The sequence below is a fragment of the Tumebacillus algifaecis genome (genome assembly GCF_002243515.1).
GTDB lineage: Bacteria > Bacillota > Bacilli > Tumebacillales > Tumebacillaceae > Tumebacillus_A > Tumebacillus_A algifaecis.
Genome location: NZ_CP022657.1, coordinates 3,105,001 through 3,120,000, shown reverse-complemented (window position 1 = coordinate 3,120,000; position 15,000 = coordinate 3,105,001). Strand labels below are relative to the sequence as shown.

The 15,000-nt window shown below is 51.8% G+C and carries 12 protein-coding genes, 4 tRNA genes, 2 rRNA genes, 1 pseudogene and 1 other annotated feature (2 of these 20 cut by a window edge); of the genes and pseudogenes, 18 read left to right on the top strand and 1 reads right to left on the bottom strand.

What is annotated here, in order from left to right; translation table 11 throughout:
• From CIG75_RS13240 to ileS, 15 genes and pseudogenes are all read left to right on the top strand, one after another.
• Positions 1-328, top strand: a pseudogene (locus CIG75_RS13240) (IS3 family transposase); its annotated part reaches 599 nt to the left of the window's first position; the annotation flags it as partial.
• 572 nt (positions 329-900) lie between these two features.
• A tRNA-Lys gene (locus tag CIG75_RS13235) sits at positions 901-976 on the top strand.
• Between the two features lie 19 nt (positions 977-995).
• A tRNA-Met gene (locus CIG75_RS13230) sits at positions 996-1,071 on the top strand.
• A gap of 313 nt (positions 1,072-1,384) precedes the next feature.
• A tRNA-Leu gene (locus CIG75_RS13225) sits at positions 1,385-1,468 on the top strand.
• 179 nt (positions 1,469-1,647) lie between these two features.
• Positions 1,648-2,607, top strand: coding sequence for a sigma-E processing peptidase SpoIIGA (spoIIGA, locus tag CIG75_RS13220; RefSeq protein WP_157729548.1), 960 nt, complete (start codon positions 1,648-1,650; stop codon positions 2,605-2,607).
• A 41-nt stretch (positions 2,608-2,648) separates the two neighbouring features.
• Positions 2,649-3,371, top strand: a complete 723-nt coding sequence (gene sigE / locus CIG75_RS13215; protein WP_094238440.1) for an RNA polymerase sporulation sigma factor SigE — start codon at positions 2,649-2,651, stop codon at positions 3,369-3,371.
• A gap of 68 nt (positions 3,372-3,439) precedes the next feature.
• Positions 3,440-4,219: an RNA polymerase sporulation sigma factor SigG gene (sigG, locus tag CIG75_RS13210; RefSeq protein WP_094237085.1), complete on the top strand. Its 780-nt coding sequence runs from the start codon at positions 3,440-3,442 to the stop codon at positions 4,217-4,219.
• A 113-nt stretch (positions 4,220-4,332) separates the two neighbouring features.
• Positions 4,333-4,617 carry a YlmC/YmxH family sporulation protein gene (locus tag CIG75_RS13205; protein ID WP_094237084.1) on the top strand — a complete coding sequence of 95 codons (285 nt, stop codon included), beginning with the start codon at positions 4,333-4,335 and terminating at the stop codon, positions 4,615-4,617.
• Positions 4,618-4,710: 93 nt separating this feature from the next.
• Positions 4,711-5,472 (top strand): peptidoglycan editing factor PgeF, encoded by a 762-nt coding sequence (pgeF, locus tag CIG75_RS13200; protein WP_094237083.1) that lies wholly within the window; start codon positions 4,711-4,713, stop codon positions 5,470-5,472.
• 49 nt (positions 5,473-5,521) lie between these two features.
• The gene (locus CIG75_RS13195) at positions 5,522-6,208 is read left to right on the top strand and encodes a YggS family pyridoxal phosphate-dependent enzyme (protein WP_094237082.1); all 687 of its coding nucleotides are present in this window, start codon (positions 5,522-5,524) and stop codon (positions 6,206-6,208) included.
• Between the two features lie 14 nt (positions 6,209-6,222).
• Positions 6,223-6,684, top strand: a complete 462-nt coding sequence (locus CIG75_RS13190; RefSeq protein ID WP_094237081.1) for a cell division protein SepF — start codon at positions 6,223-6,225, stop codon at positions 6,682-6,684.
• A gap of 4 nt (positions 6,685-6,688) precedes the next feature.
• Complete coding sequence (locus tag CIG75_RS13185) at positions 6,689-6,967, top strand: YggT family protein (protein ID WP_094237080.1); 279 nt, start codon at positions 6,689-6,691, stop codon at positions 6,965-6,967.
• A 13-nt stretch (positions 6,968-6,980) separates the two neighbouring features.
• Positions 6,981-7,763, top strand: a complete 783-nt coding sequence (locus CIG75_RS13180) for a YlmH family RNA-binding protein (protein ID WP_094237079.1) — start codon at positions 6,981-6,983, stop codon at positions 7,761-7,763.
• Positions 7,764-7,868: 105 nt separating this feature from the next.
• Positions 7,869-8,372: a DivIVA domain-containing protein gene (locus CIG75_RS13175; protein WP_094237078.1), complete on the top strand. Its 504-nt coding sequence runs from the start codon at positions 7,869-7,871 to the stop codon at positions 8,370-8,372.
• Positions 8,373-8,431: 59 nt separating this feature from the next.
• Positions 8,432-8,669: a binding site (T-box leader), on the top strand.
• A gap of 50 nt (positions 8,670-8,719) precedes the next feature.
• On the top strand, positions 8,720-11,494 hold the full coding sequence (gene ileS / locus CIG75_RS13170; protein WP_094237077.1) for an isoleucine--tRNA ligase: 2,775 nt from the start codon (positions 8,720-8,722) through the stop codon (positions 11,492-11,494).
• A gap of 58 nt (positions 11,495-11,552) precedes the next feature.
• On the opposite strand, the gene CIG75_RS13165 is transcribed toward ileS, so the two are convergent.
• Positions 11,553-11,909, bottom strand: coding sequence for a hypothetical protein (locus tag CIG75_RS13165; RefSeq protein ID WP_094237076.1), 357 nt, complete (start codon positions 11,907-11,909; stop codon positions 11,553-11,555).
• Positions 11,910-12,154: 245 nt separating this feature from the next.
• On the opposite strand from CIG75_RS13165, the gene CIG75_RS13160 reads away from it, so the two are divergent.
• The 3 genes from CIG75_RS13160 to CIG75_RS13150 all read left to right on the top strand — a co-directional run.
• Positions 12,155-12,246, top strand: a tRNA-Ser gene (locus tag CIG75_RS13160).
• 84 nt (positions 12,247-12,330) lie between these two features.
• Positions 12,331-13,875, top strand: a 16S ribosomal RNA gene (locus CIG75_RS13155).
• Between the two features lie 191 nt (positions 13,876-14,066).
• Positions 14,067-15,000, top strand: a 23S ribosomal RNA gene (locus CIG75_RS13150) (it continues 2,063 nt past the right edge of the window).
• Together the 16S and 23S rRNA genes with 1 tRNA gene alongside form the textbook arrangement of a ribosomal RNA operon.

Here is a 15,000-nt window from a genome sequence, read left to right as displayed (position 1 = left end):
GCTCGCCAATAAAAAAAGAGATGTGACCGACACCCTTCTTCACAGTGATCAGGGGTTCCAGTACACATCTCACCAATATAACAAGTTGCTTCAAACATACAACATAGCGCAGAGTATGTCCAGAAAAGGAAACTGCTTGGATAATGCCTGCGTAGAGAACTTCTTTGGTCATCTGAAGTCGGAACTCATGTATCTCAACAAGTTTCGCACCAAGGCAGAGGTGATGAACGCTGTGGCTAGCTACATTCGATTTTACAACCAGCAAAGAATACAACGGAAATTAAATGACCTGAGCCCAGTAGAATACCGAACTCAGGTCTGTGCCTAATTCATAGGGTGGCTTTTTACCCGCTGTCTACTTGACAGGGATATGTTCAATAGATCGGGTCTTTTTGTTGTCTGGAGAGTATATAGAAATAGTGCCGAGTTCGAAGCGGAGCGAAGAACCACCGAAGCGAGAGCGGAGGTATGGTACTCGGACCGCAGGGTCCCGGGAGAGTAGGACGTCGCTAGGCAATGAGAGAAAGACTCGATCTTCATAGATCGGGTCTTTTTTTTGTTGTCTGGAGAGCACATAGAAACAGTGCCACGTTCGAAGCGGAGCGAAGAACCACCGAAGCGAGAGCGGAGGTATGGTACTTGGACCGCAGGGTCCTGGGAGAGTAGGACGTCGCTAGGCAATGAGAGAAAGACTCGATCTTCATAGATCGGGTCTTTTTTGTTTTTCTGATCCTTTGAAGGAATAGCAGGTATTTTGGAGCATCGACAAGTTGTCGAGCGGTGGGGGCCGTGGAGCGCAACTTTTGTTATCGTTTGTTCGATACGTCCAATTGAGATGATGCCTCGTCCATGTTATGATGAGTCCTGTCACCACGAGTGACACCATTACTTCAATAGGATGAGCCATTAGCTCAGTTGGTAGAGCAACTGACTTTTAATCAGTGGGTCGAAGGTTCGAGTCCTTCATGGCTCACCACTGTTTCTCTAATAATGATCGCGGGGTGGAGCAGTTGGCAGCTCGTCGGGCTCATAACCCGAAGGTCGCAGGTTCGAGTCCTGTCCCCGCAACCAACCGAAAAGGCATGATCCAAACGGATCGTGTTTTTTTTGTGCATTTGTTGGCGAAAGGATGTACGATAATTTTTGAACTCTTGCATCGTGTCGAAATAAGATATGCTTGGCGCTCAGTGCAGGCGTGCACGTCGATCTGGAGTGACGGTAGGTGGAAGCCCACTCTTCAAAAAGTGAAAAAGCCGCAATACGATGAAGCTGGGCGCATGTAACAGCATATGAAGCGGTTTTTTGTTGAAAAAACGGTGTAGATACACATTGAGCAGGCAGGGTTCCTATGATAAGATAAATCCTGCGCAAGACAATTGAAAATGCGGTCGTGGTGGAATGGCAGACACGCACGCTTGAGGGGCGTGTGGGGCAACCCGTGGAAGTTCGAGTCTTCTCGACCGCACCAACGAATGAAACCGACTTGGGAAGTTCCCAGGTCGGTTTTTTGCGTGGTTTGCATCGCGGCTGTCGAAGCAGCAAATGCTGTCGGAATTTTTTGTAGGCAGAGTGTCAAGTTCTGACACCCTCTGCAATAGACTTGTACTATACTGATGGCAATCGGCGAACCTTTTGGTGGTGAGTGAATTGCCCGTCGTCTATCTTGATGTGATTTGGTTGATCAATTTTGGCTTGGACGGGTTCATCTTGTTGGTGACGGCGTTTTTGGCGCGCCGTCAGCTCAAGTGGTTGCGGACGATCGGCGCGTCTGCAATCGGGGCCTCCTATGCTCTTTTTTTGTTCTTTCCCGCGATGTCTGCCTTCTTAACGTTTTTTAGCAAACTGCTATTTTCCATTTTGATGGTATGGATCGCATTTCGACCAAAGGGGTTGTTCAACTTTGGCAAAATGCTTGGCCTGTTTTATTTAGCTTCCTTTTTGACAGGCGGAGCGGCGTACGCAGCCAATCACTTTTTTGGCAGCGTTTCAATGCAAAACGGGCTGGTGCTGGTGCATGGGGGGACCGTATGGTTGCAACAAACGAAATTATGGCTGGTAATGCTCTCGGTGCCGCTGACGTGGTTTCTTGGTAAAGGCGCTTGGAAGCGCCTGATCAGGAGCAAACAGCGCGAGATGAATTTTTGGGAAGTGGAAGTACGGATCGATGAAGAGTCGGTGCTTTTTACCGGGTTGCTTGACACAGGGAATGCGCTGACCGATCCATTGTCGCGCACACCGGTGATGGTGGCCGACTGGGAGCTTTTTGCCTCCATGCTGCCCACCGCACTGACTGAAGAGTTGACAAAGGGTTCGGACATCGCGATGTCTGTTGGAGAGATTGTGATGGATGATGCTTGGCAGGCAAAATTCCGATTGGTGCCTTACCGCGGTGTTGGCGGTACGATGGGGATGCTTTTGGCCTTCAAGCCGGATCTGGTGATCCTCAGAAGCAAGGAAGGGGAGCATTCCTGTACCCGCGTTTTGATCGGGCTAAACCCGAAAGCGCTGGCGGCAGACGGTTCTTACCGCGCCATCCTACATCCTTCGATGGTGACGGGAGATGGGGAGCCGAATGCGGAATGGAAAGCTGGCCGTGTTGCGAGTTAACGGTGGAACGAAAGGAGACGATCCTCGAAATGAAGTTGCCTGTGCCAATGAAGTTGCGACTGCAAGGCCGCATCTGGTTCTTGAACCTCCTGTTTAAAATGGGCGGAACACCCGAAGAGATCTATTATGTAGGGGGCAGTGAAGCGTTGCCGCCGCCACTTACGCGCGAAGAGGAGGAATACCTGCTTGGCAAACTGCCGACAAAAGACGAAGGGGTGCGCGCCGTGCTGATCGAGCGCAACTTGCGTCTTGTCGTCTATATCGCGCGCAAGTTTGAAAACACCGGCATCAACATCGAGGACCTCGTCTCAATCGGTACGATCGGCCTGATCAAAGCGGTCAACACGTTTGACCCGGAGAAAAAAATCAAGCTGGCCACCTACGCTTCACGCTGTATCGAAAATGAAATCTTGATGTTCCTGCGCAGGAACAATAAAATTCGATCGGAAGTGTCGTTTGACGAACCGCTAAATGTGGATTGGGATGGCAATGAACTGCTCTTGTCCGATGTATTGGGCACGGAGAATGACACGATCTACCGCAATATCGAAGAGCAGGTCGATCGCAAACTCCTCTATAAAGCGCTTGAAAAGCTGACCGATCGTGAGCGCAAGATCATGGAAATGCGATTCGGACTGACCGACGGTAAAGAGATGACGCAAAAGGATGTGGCCGATCTGCTCGGCATTTCCCAGTCCTATATTTCACGATTGGAAAAGCGGATCATCAAGCGCTTGCGCAAAGAGTTCAACAAAATGCTGTAGTGCATATTTCTCCCTCCCTTGGTAATACTGTCTACAACCGTGGCGGACTTGAATGGAGGGAGTTACATATGAAACGAAACAAAGTTGAAATTTGCGGTGTGAACACAGCCCAACTTCCCGTTCTAACCAATGCAGCGATGCGAGAATTGTTCGTCAGTCTACAGTCCGGTAACCTCTCTGCCCGGGAAGAACTGGTCAATGGCAATCTGCGATTGGTGTTGTCGGTGATCCAGCGTTTTAACAATCGCGGCGAATATGTGGACGACCTGTTTCAGGTTGGCTGTATCGGACTGATGAAGGCGATTGACAACTTTGATCTCTCTCAAAATGTCAAGTTCTCAACCTACGCGGTTCCGATGATCGTTGGTGAAATCAGACGATATCTGCGTGACAACAATCCGATCCGCGTCAGCCGAAGCCTACGCGATATTGCCTATAAGGCACTGCAAGTCCGCGATAGCCTGACCAACCAGAATTTGCGCGAACCTTCGATTGTGGAAATTTCAAAAGCGATGGACGTGCCCAAAGAAGATGTCGTGTTTGCACTGGATGCCATCCAAGATCCTGTGTCGCTGTTTGAGCCGATCTACCATGATGGCGGCGATCCAATCTACGTGATGGACCAACTGTCGGACGAAAAAAACCAAGACACGCTATGGGTCGAAGAAATCTCCATTCGCGAAGCTTTGCAAAAACTGAATGACCGGGAAAAGCGCATTTTATCGATGCGGTTTTTTGAAGGTAAAACGCAGATGGAAGTCGCCGAGGAGATCGGCATTTCGCAAGCGCAAGTGTCTCGTTTAGAAAAAGCGGCCATCAATCATATGCACAAGTTCATACGAACCTAAATAGCACATGCAAAGTCGCGCTGTCGGGCGCGACTTTTTATTTTTGCCCATATTTTGCTCGACAGACATATATATAAGTAGGCCAAACCGTAAACGGGAGGGCGAATGCCGGTATGATCAAGATTTCCGAACTGCAAGCCAAAGACGTGGTCAGTCTCACGGATGGGAAGCGACTCGGCCAAGTGTGCGATCTCGAAATCGACATGGAAAACGGGATGATTCGGGCGATCATCGTGCCTGGCGGTGGGCGTTTCTTGGGGATGTTTGGGAATACACAAGACATCGTGGTTCCTTGGAGCGCAATTATCAAGATCGGTGCAGATGTGATCTTGGTTGACCTTCGTTCCGATCCCAACTATTTGCCGCCGAATTCAGGTTCGAGTTCAGGCGGGTATTAGGTTTGCGGGATTTCATTCTTAGGTGTTTAAGAATGGAGTCCCCTTTCGTTTTCATGAAGGGATGTGGTACGATTTGGTGGTGAGAGGGAAAGGATGAGGAATTTGAGTACATCGCGCATCGTTACCCGTTTTACGACCCGCAATGGCGGGAATCTCGGTTTGCATGTCGGAGATGATCCGCAGCGTGTGATCGAAAATCGTGAAGGGATCGCCACTGAACTCGGAGTGCCGTTGGACGCGTGGGTGGCAGGAAATCAAGTGCATGGGTCTACCGTTACGGTTGTCACTGCAAAGGAGAAAGGACGCGGCGCCCGGGCGCAGGAAGATCTGTTGCCCGACACCGATGCATTGATCACCGATGTGCCCGGTGTGGCCTTGTCCACCTATGCGGCCGATTGTGTGCCGATTCTGTTTGCGGATGACAAAAGAGGAGCCGTCGGGGCCGCTCATGCGGGCTGGAAAGGGACGGTTGCGAAGATCGCTGCCAAGACGGTCGTGGCGATGAAAGAGGAGTATGGATGTGATCCAGCACAGCTCGTCGTGCGCATCGGCCCGTCGATCGGTCCGTGCTGCTATGAGGTGGACGGAGCGGTTGTGCAAGGCGTGCGCGAGAATTTCGGCGAGTTGGCCGATTTACTTTTGACACCGAATGAGAATGGGCGTTGGCAGTTCGATTTGTGGAAGGCAAACGAGCAGGCGCTGTTGGAAGTGGGCGTGCTGCCGATGCATATTTTGCGTGAGGATCGCTGTACGAGTTGTGGCGTCGAGACCTATTTTTCCTACCGCAAGGAGCAGGGAAAGACGGGCCGACATGCGGGAGTGATCGTGCTGTTGCAGGAAATAGAGGGGTCGTAAGCGTATATATACCTATTGCAAAGCGAAAGCAATTCATCAGGAGGCTATCATGGAGTACGAAAAGCGGCTTGCTGAACTGAAAGAACGCATCGCGCAAGCATGTGCGCGCGCCGGACGTGACCAGGACGAAGTGACGATCGTTGGGGTTACGAAGTATGTAGGCGTAGAAGAAACGAAAAGTTTGATCGAGGCTGGACTTCGCGACCTTGGTGAAAATCGGATAGCAGTCGCTGCGCCCAAACTGGAAGCGATTCCAGAGGAGTTTGGAGTGCGTTGGCATTTTATCGGGCATTTGCAGACGAATAAGGCGAAAGATGTGATCGGACGCTTTTCGCTGATCCATTCTGTAGATCGTTTGTCGCTCGCAAAAGAAATCAACAAGCGAGCGGAAGTGCAAGGAATTACGGTCCCCTGTTTGGTGCAGGTCAATGTGTCGGGTGAAGATTCCAAAGGCGGATTTGCACCGGAGGAACTGATCGGTTTTTTGACGGAAGCCCAAGCGATGAAGGGCCTTGATCTGCGTGGACTGATGACGATGGCGCCTGCGACGGACGACGCCGAGACGGTGCGCCCGGTGTTTCGCGGGCTGCGGGAACTGCGCGATAACCTGCTTGCGCGAGGATATTTGCCAGCGGGTTCGAACGAGCTTTCGATGGGGATGTCAGGTGACTTTGAAGTGGCGATCGAGGAAGGGGCGACGTTTGTCCGAATCGGTAGCGTGCTGGTCAAACCATAGCGGAGGTGGAACCAATGTTTTCGAAAGTGATGTCATTTCTCGGCCTGGTGGACGAGGAACCGCGGCAGGAGCGACGGGAAGAAGAGTACGAAGGACAGTCGCAACAGGCACCTGCCGATGGAGTCGTACCGCTGAAGCGTCAAGGCACGGTCGTATCGTTGCATACGCAAAAGCAGGTTCGAGTCTATCTGGCCGAGCCGGAAAAATATGATGATGCACAAGCGATTGCCGATCACCTGCGCAACCGCCGTCCCGTTGTCGTCAATCTGCATAAAACTTCTCATGACGCGGCCAAACGAATCGTGGATTTTATCAGCGGATGCACGTATGCTTTAAATGGGACGATGCAAAAGTTGGGACATAATATTTTCTTGTGTGCACCGGAGAATGTGGACATTCAAGGTACGATCTCCGATCTGATCTCTGACCAGCAGGAACAACAACAACAGGCGCACAACAAATTTCAATCGAGGTGACTGAATGGAAAAGTTGATCGGGTATGTCGTGCTAGCGTTAGAATTATATAGATATGTTTTGATCGCTCGCGTGTTGATGTCATGGGTGCCGGACGTGGAGCGAACGTCGTTTGGTCGAATTTTGTACAAGGTCACAGAGCCGTATTTGTCGATTTTCCGCCGCATTGTTCCACCGCTTCCGCTCGGAGGCGGGTATATTGATCTGTCGCCGATCGTCGCTATCTTCGCTTGGCTGTTTGTGCAAAGCGGCGTTGTGATGGTTTTGAAATGGCTGATCTCGTAAAGAGGGATCTGGCATGAAACGGCAAGATGTGATGATGCACTATCGGCCGCAGGAGCGACCCTTTGTTGATCGCACGATCGATTTGGCGGAGCGCGTCGATGAACGACAGACGCCTGTCTTGACCGATTTTCTCGACCCGAGGCAAGTGAAGATCACCGAAGCGATTGTCCGCTCCTCGTCCGATGTGAAGCTTTATCTGTCTGGTGGGCATGAGCAGGCGGAAAGACAGCGAGCGCTTTTGGTTCCCAGCTATTGGGTGCCGGAAGCGGAAGATTTTGAGCTGTCTTTTTTGCGGATTACGATACCTGGTGAATTTGTGAAGTTAAAGCATGGTGACTATCTCGGGTCGCTGGTCGGACTTGGGCTAAAACGAGGTAAGATCGGAGACCTCTCTGTGCATGGGGAGGGATGCGATCTTGTGGTGACGCGTGAGATTGCCGACTTTATCCGCCTCCATTTGTCGCAAGTTGGACGGGCAGCGGTACAGAATCGGGAGATCTCTGCGCTGGACTATCTGGCGCCGCAGGTGGAGTATCAGGAGAAGGCGTTCACCGTGATGTCGCTTCGAGTTGATGCGGTGTCCGCTGAGTCGTTTGGACTGTCGCGCACAAAAGTTGTCGAACCGATCAAAAGCGGGAAACTGCAGTTGAACTGGCAGGTGATCGACGACCCGGCGACTGCTGTGGAAGAAGGGGATGTTCTGTCCTTGCGCGGCCACGGGCGTGCCAAGATCTTGGAGATTATGGGACAGTCACGCAAAGGCCGGACGATTTTAAAAATTGGCAAGTATCTCTAACTTTCGGCAGGAGTTCCCATCTTCCCGTCGAATATTTTGGTGAAGAATGGCGAATTTTGGCTCTTTTTATTTGACTTTTACGAAAGCACAGGAGGTCCCAACAGCATGCCTTTGACTCCGCTTGATATCCATAACAAAGAATTTGGCCGCTCGTTTCGCGGGTATGATGAAGATGATGTAAATGAGTTTCTGGACCGCGTGATCAAGGACTACGAAGGATTGATCCGTGAGAATCGCGATTTGGAAGAAAAGCTGGTGACGCTCGAGGAGCGGCTGTCTCATTTTCACAACATAGAAGAAAGTTTGTCGAAATCGATCATCGTGGCGCAAGAGACTGCTGAAGAAGTGAAGTCGAATGCGCGCAAGGAATCGCAACTGATCATCAAGGAAGCGGAAAAGAACGCGGACCGTATCCTGAATGAGGCGCTGTCCAAGTCCCGCCGTGCTGCGATGGAGCTGGACGAACTGCAAAAGCAGGCCGCTGTGTTCCGTGCGCGGTTCCGTTCGCTCATCCAAGTGCAGTTGGAACTGATCGACAACGATCAGTGGGAGAAGATCTTGGACGAAAAGACGATTCGCATGGATAAAGACGACAAATTGGATGTATAGGCTGGATTAGGTTTGACAATGCTATTTGTAGTATCATATAATGACTGCAAATTTATTATATCTTGACGTTGAGCGGGAAGAGTACCTCGTGGAGTCCTTTACAGCGAACCGGGTTTGGTGTGAGCCGGGAAAGGGAAAGCTTGGGAAAATCACCCGGGAGTCGTGTGCCGAATCCCGTTTGGGTAGTAAGTAACACCGTTTTGCCCTCGTTACCGGGCCGTTGAGTGGTCATGGCTTCTTTGTCATGGCAATCAGGGTGGTACCACGGAAGATTATGAGAAGTCTCTCGTCCCTATTTTTAGGGATTGAGGGACTTTTTTGTTTGTACAGAATTGGAGGGAATCACAATGGAAAAGCCAGAGTACAGCAAAACGCTGAATCTGCCGGAAACCGAGTTTCCGATGCGCGGCAACTTGCCGCAACGTGAGCCGGGGATGCTGCAACAATGGGAAGACATGAAATTGTATGAAAAAGTACAAGCAAAGCAGGCTGGTAAGCCGAAGTTTGTTTTGCATGATGGCCCGCCCTATGCGAATGGAGACATCCACCTCGGTCATGCGTTGAACAAGATTTTAAAAGACATCATCGTCAAGTTTCGGACGATGGAAGGGTTTGACGCGCCGTACGTACCGGGATGGGATACACACGGGATGCCGATCGAGCATGCGATCATCAAAAACAAAGGCATCAACCGTCATGAAGTGTCGGTGACCGATTTCCGCGAGATGTGCAAAAACTACGCCCTCGATTTTGTGGAGCGTCAAAAGGGACAGTTTAAACGCCTTGGCGTGCGCGGTGATTGGGAGAACCCCTACATCACATTGTTGCCAGAATATGAGTCCCGTCAAATTCGCGTCTTTGGGGAGATGGCGAAACGCGGTTATATCTACAAGGGTTTAAAACCGGTACACTGGTGTGCATCGTGTGAGACGGCGCTGGCAGAAGCTGAAGTGGAATATGCGGATAAGAAGTCGCCGTCGATCTATGTGAAATTTGCTGTGAAAGATGGCCGCGGCGTACTGCCTGAAGGGTCGTTTATCGTGATCTGGACCACTACACCGTGGACGCTGCCGGCGAACATGGCGATCGCGCTTGGGGCCGATTTTGAATACAGTTTGGTTGAAGTAAACGGTGAGAAACTGTTGCTGGCCAAAGGACTTGTCGAAGAGGTGCTGAAGGCAGCAGGTGTCGAAGGCGAACCGAATGTGGTGGCAACTTTCAAAGGTCAGGATTTGGAGCGCGTCGTTGCTCAACATCCCTTCCTCGACCGCGAGTCGCTGGTGATCTTGGGCGAGCACGTAACGCTTGAGTCCGGTACGGGTTGTGTACACACCGCACCGGGGCACGGGATGGATGACTACATGGTGGGCTTGCAGTATGGACTGCCGGTTTTGGCGCCTGTCAACGGGCAAGGTAAATTTACGAAGGATGCCGGTCCGTATGAAGGACAGTTTTATATGAAGGCGAACAAGCAGATCATGGCTGACCTTCAAGAAAGCGGACATCTGTTCGCCTCGTCGGAAATCGACCACAGCTATCCGCACTGCTGGCGTTGTAAAAACCCTGTTTTCTTCCGTGCGACGGAGCAGTGGTTTGGCTCGATCGACAAGTTCCGCGATCAACTGCTTGAGCAAATCAAACAAGTGTCGTGGAGTCCGGAGTGGGGCGAAGTTCGCCTGCACAACATGGTGGCTGACCGCGGGGATTGGTGTATCTCTCGCCAGCGCATGTGGGGCGTGCCGATCCCGATCTTCTATTGCACAGACTGTGATAAGGAGATCATCAATGATCAAACGATCGACAAAGTTGCGAATTTATTTGCTGAGCATGGATCGCAGGTATGGTTTGAGAAAGAGGCGGCCGATCTCGTTCCGGAGGGCTTGACCTGTTCTTGCGGTGGTACTTCGTTCCGCAAAGAAACCGATACGATGGACGTGTGGTTCGACTCAGGTTCTTCGCATATGGCGGTCACCGATGCACGTCCGGAAATGCAATGGCCAGCCGATCTGTATCTGGAAGGATCGGACCAATATCGCGGCTGGTTTAACTCTTCGCTTTCGACCGCAGTGGCCATCCGTGGGAAAGCTCCGTACAAATCGATCGTCTCGCACGGCTTTATGTTGGATGGTGAAGGCCGCAAGATGTCGAAGTCGCTGGGGAACGTGGTTGACCCGTTGAAGGTGATGGAACAGTATGGCGCCGATATCCTGCGTCTATGGGTGGCATCGGTCGATTATCGCTCCGATTTTCGCGTTTCTGATGCGATCTTGAAACAAGTGGCAGAAGTCTATCGGAAGATCCGCAATACATTCCGTTACCTGCTTGGAAACTTGAGCGGATTTGATCCGGCGCAGCATGTGGTGTCGAAGGAGCAGATGCTCGAAATCGACCGCTGGGCGCTGAATAAATTTGAACAGTTCCGCAAGCGTGTGGTGCAAGGCTATCGTGATTATGATTTCCACATTGTTTATCATGAAGTGAATAACTTCTGTACGGTGGATATGTCGGCGTTCTATTTCGATGTTTCGAAAGATCGCATGTACACAGTAGCTCCGGATGCGCTGGAACGTCGTTCCGGTCAGACGGCGATGTATGAAATCTTGTTCGGTTTGACAAAGCTGGTCGCGCCGATCTTGACCTATACAGCAGATGAAGTGTGGCCGTTTGTACCAGGTACCACTGATGAGAGCGTACAGTTGACACAGTGGAGCGACCCGAACACTTATGACATCGATGAGCTGTTAGAGCAAAAGTGGGAAGGGATCCTGCGAGTGCGCGATGAAGTGTTGAAGGCACTGGAAGTGGCACGGAAAGAAAAGGTGATCGGCAAAGGTCTGACTGCTGCTGTCGATTTGTATCCGAACGCAGAAACGTTGACCGTGCTGCAAAGCACGCCGCGCTTGGGTGAGGTGCTTGGCGTTTCCCAAGTCAACCTGCAGGAGCTGGGCGCTGCAGTTCCGGACGACGCGACCGCATACGAAGGTCTCTCGATTCGTGTGCGTGCTGCAGAAGGTGAGACATGTGAGCGTTGCCGGATTGTTACGCCTCTGGTCGGTCAAAACGAAGATCATCCGACAATCTGCCCGGTATGTGCTGGGAATGTGGTACATTTTCTTGGGTAATGCTATATGACTGATGATTGAAAAATCCCCTCGGCTGCGTGGCCGAGGGGATTTTTTCTTAAAGAAATGGATACGGCCCGTAGTAGGGCGAGTAAGGTACAGGGATGGGGCGTGGGAAGGGAAACGGTCCATATACACCATATCCTGGGCCATAACCATAAGGGCGTGGACGGCGCCGACGGCGGCGTGGTCGCCCGTAGTATCCTCCGCCATATGGGTAGAAACGGTATTGATCCTGCCAGTCGGTTTCCTCAGGCAGTGAGTTGTTGTCTGTGTTGTAGTTGTAATTCCAATTGATATAGTTGCCTTCAAATTCTTGCGGCAGGTAACGGTATTCGATGTTGTGGATCGAGGGATCATATTCGTAATACGGGATCAATTCGACATCTGGTGCGATGCGGCTCATTTTTGCCATGCGTGGGGCACACTCCTTTGTGCTGTTGTCACCCTAAGGTATGTGAGCGGTTCTGTGCAGGTGCGGATCTTGAAAAAAATCGGGCAGGTGCCTAGAGGAGAAGAAAAAAGAAGATTGGAGTGGATAATTAGCGAAGATGCAAGATTTCGTTTGAATCTACCGATTGATTATAGGTCACTGACGTGATAAGATAACTTCTGTTGCCGCGAGAGAGCGGAACACAAGATGAGAATTTTTTGTTTTGTGGAGGAATGTCCGAGTTCGGTCGAAGGAGCTTGACTCGAAATCAAGTAGGCGGGTAACCGTCTCGGGGGTTCGAATCCCTCTTCCTCCGCCATTTCATTCTTACTTGATTGATCCTTGAAAACTAAACGAGTGTTACAGAGATCTGATGCGAGTCAAGATACAAACTTTTTCAACTTTTATTGAGAGTTTGATCCTGGCTCAGGACGAACGCTGGTGGCGTGCCTAATACATGCAAGTCGAGCGGACTGGAGGGAGCTTGCTCCCAAAGGTTAGCGGCGGACGGGTGAGTAACACGTGGGCAATCTGCCCGACAGACTGGGATAACGCTTGGAAACGAGTGCTAATACCGGATAAGCGATCCCCTCGCATGAGGAGATCGAGAAAGAAGCTTTCGCTTCACTGTCGGATGAGCCCGCGGCGCATTAGCTAGTTGGTGAGGTAACGGCTCACCAAGGCGACGATGCGTAGCCGACCTGAGAGGGTGATCGGCCACACTGGGACTGAGACACGGCCCAGACTCCTACGGGAGGCAGCAGTAGGGAATCTTCCACAATGGGCGCAAGCCTGATGGAGCAACGCCGCGTGAATGATGAAGGCCTTCGGGTTGTAAAATTCTGTCTTCTGTGAAGAACAAGTGTGAGAAGAGAATGCTCACACCCTGACGGTAACAGAGGAGGAAGCCCCGGCTAACTACGTGCCAGCAGCCGCGGTAATACGTAGGGGGCAAGCGTTGTCCGGAATCACTGGGCGTAAAGCGCGCGCAGGCGGCCATCTGCGTCCGGGGTGAAAGCCCAAGGCTCAACCTTGGGACTGCCTTGGATACGGGATGGCTTGAGGATCGGAGAGGCAAGGGGAATTCCACGTGTAGCGGTGAAATGCGTAGAGATGTGGAGGAACACCTGTGGCGAAGGCGCCTTGCTGGCCGATTTCTGACGCTGAGGCGCGAAAGCGTGGGGAGCAAACAGGATTAGATACCCTGGTAGTCCACGCCGTAAACGATGAGTGCTAGGTGTTGGGGGGTACCACCCTCAGTGCCGAAGCTAACGCATTAAGCACTCCGCCTGGGGAGTACGGTCGCAAGACTGAAACTCAAAGGAATTGACGGGGGCCCGCACAAGCAGTGGAGCATGTGGTTTAATTCGAAGCAACGCGAAGAACCTTACCAAGACTTGACATCCCGCTGACCGGTTTAGAGATAGACCTTCCCTTCGGGGCAGCGGTGACAGGTGGTGCATGGTTGTCGTCAGCTCGTGTCGTGAGATGTTGGGTTAAGTCCCGCAACGAGCGCAACCCCTAAATTGTGTTGCCATCATTCAGTTGGGCACTCACAATTGACTGCCGGTGACAAACCGGAGGAAGGCGGGGATGACGTCAAATCATCATGCCCCTTATGTCTTGGGCTACACACGTGCTACAATGGGCGGTACAAAGGGTTGCGAGGCCGCGAGGCGGAGCCAATCCCAAAAAGCCGCTCACAGTTCGGATTGCAGGCTGCAACTCGCCTGCATGAAGCTGGAATTGCTAGTAATCGCGGATCAGCATGCCGCGGTGAATTCGTTCCCGGGCCTTGTACACACCGCCCGTCACACCATGGGAGTTGGCAACACCCGAAGCCGGTGAGGTAACCGCAAGGAGCCAGCCGTCTAAGGTGGGGTCGATGACTGGGGTGAAGTCGTAACAAGGTAGCCGTATCGGAAGGTGCGGCTGGATCACCTCCTTTCTAAGGATTTACGGTCTAATGACCATAAAACAAGCTTTATCAAACTCGCATCATCTCTGACAACTCGTTTAGTTTTGGCGGATCAAGCCCGTAAGGGTTTTTTCTTTGTCCAAAATTGTTCCTTGAAAACTGGATAGCGAAATTGTGAGTCAAGACATGAAGAAATGCAGCATTTCGTATGCAATAACTTAGGTTAAGCTACGAAGGGCGCACGGAGGATGCCTTGGCGCCAGGAGCCGATGAAGGACGGGGCAAACACCGAAATGCCTCGGGGAGCCGTAAGCAGGCATTGATCCGAGGGTGTCCGAATGGGGAAACCCGGCACTCGTAATGGGGTGTCACTCAGCACTGAATCCATAGGTGTTGAGAGGTAGACCAGGGGAACTGAAACATCTAAGTACCCTGAGGAAGAGAAAACAACAGTGATTCCCTGAGTAGCGGCGAGCGAACGGGGAACAGCCCAAACCGTGTGGCTTCGGCCATGCGGGGTTGCGGGGCGTCTCATCGGTGGACAGTGCCAAATTTATCGAAGTAGCGACAGCGTATTCGGTAAATTTCGCACTGTACGCCGAATGGAGTTACAAATCTGTCGGGTAGAAGAACAGTCTGGAAAGGCTGACCGGAGAGGGTGAAAGTCCCGTATTCGAAACACGACAGACTCCGAGACGGAACCCCAAGTACCGCGGGACACGAGAAATCCCGTGGGAATCAAGGAGGACCACCTCCTAAGGCTAAATACTTCCTGGCGACCGATAGTGAACCAGTACCGTGAGGGAAAGGTGAAAAGCACCGCGGGAGCGGAGTGAAAAAGAACCTGAAACCGTGTGCCTACAATCAGTCGGAGGGCGTTCATGCCTGACGGCGTGCCTTTTGTAGAATGAACCGGCGAGTTACGATCGCGGGCGAGGTTAAGGTGAGAAGCCGGAGCCGCAGCGAAAGCGCGTCTGAAGAGGGCGAAAGTTCGCGGTCGTAGACCCGAAACCGAGTGATCTACGCCTGGACAGGATGAAGTTGCAGTAAAATGCAATGGAGGTCCGAACCCACGCACGTTGAAAAGTGCGGGGATGAGCTGGGTGTAGCGGTGAAATTCCAATCGAACTCGGAGATAGCTGGTTCTCCCCGAAA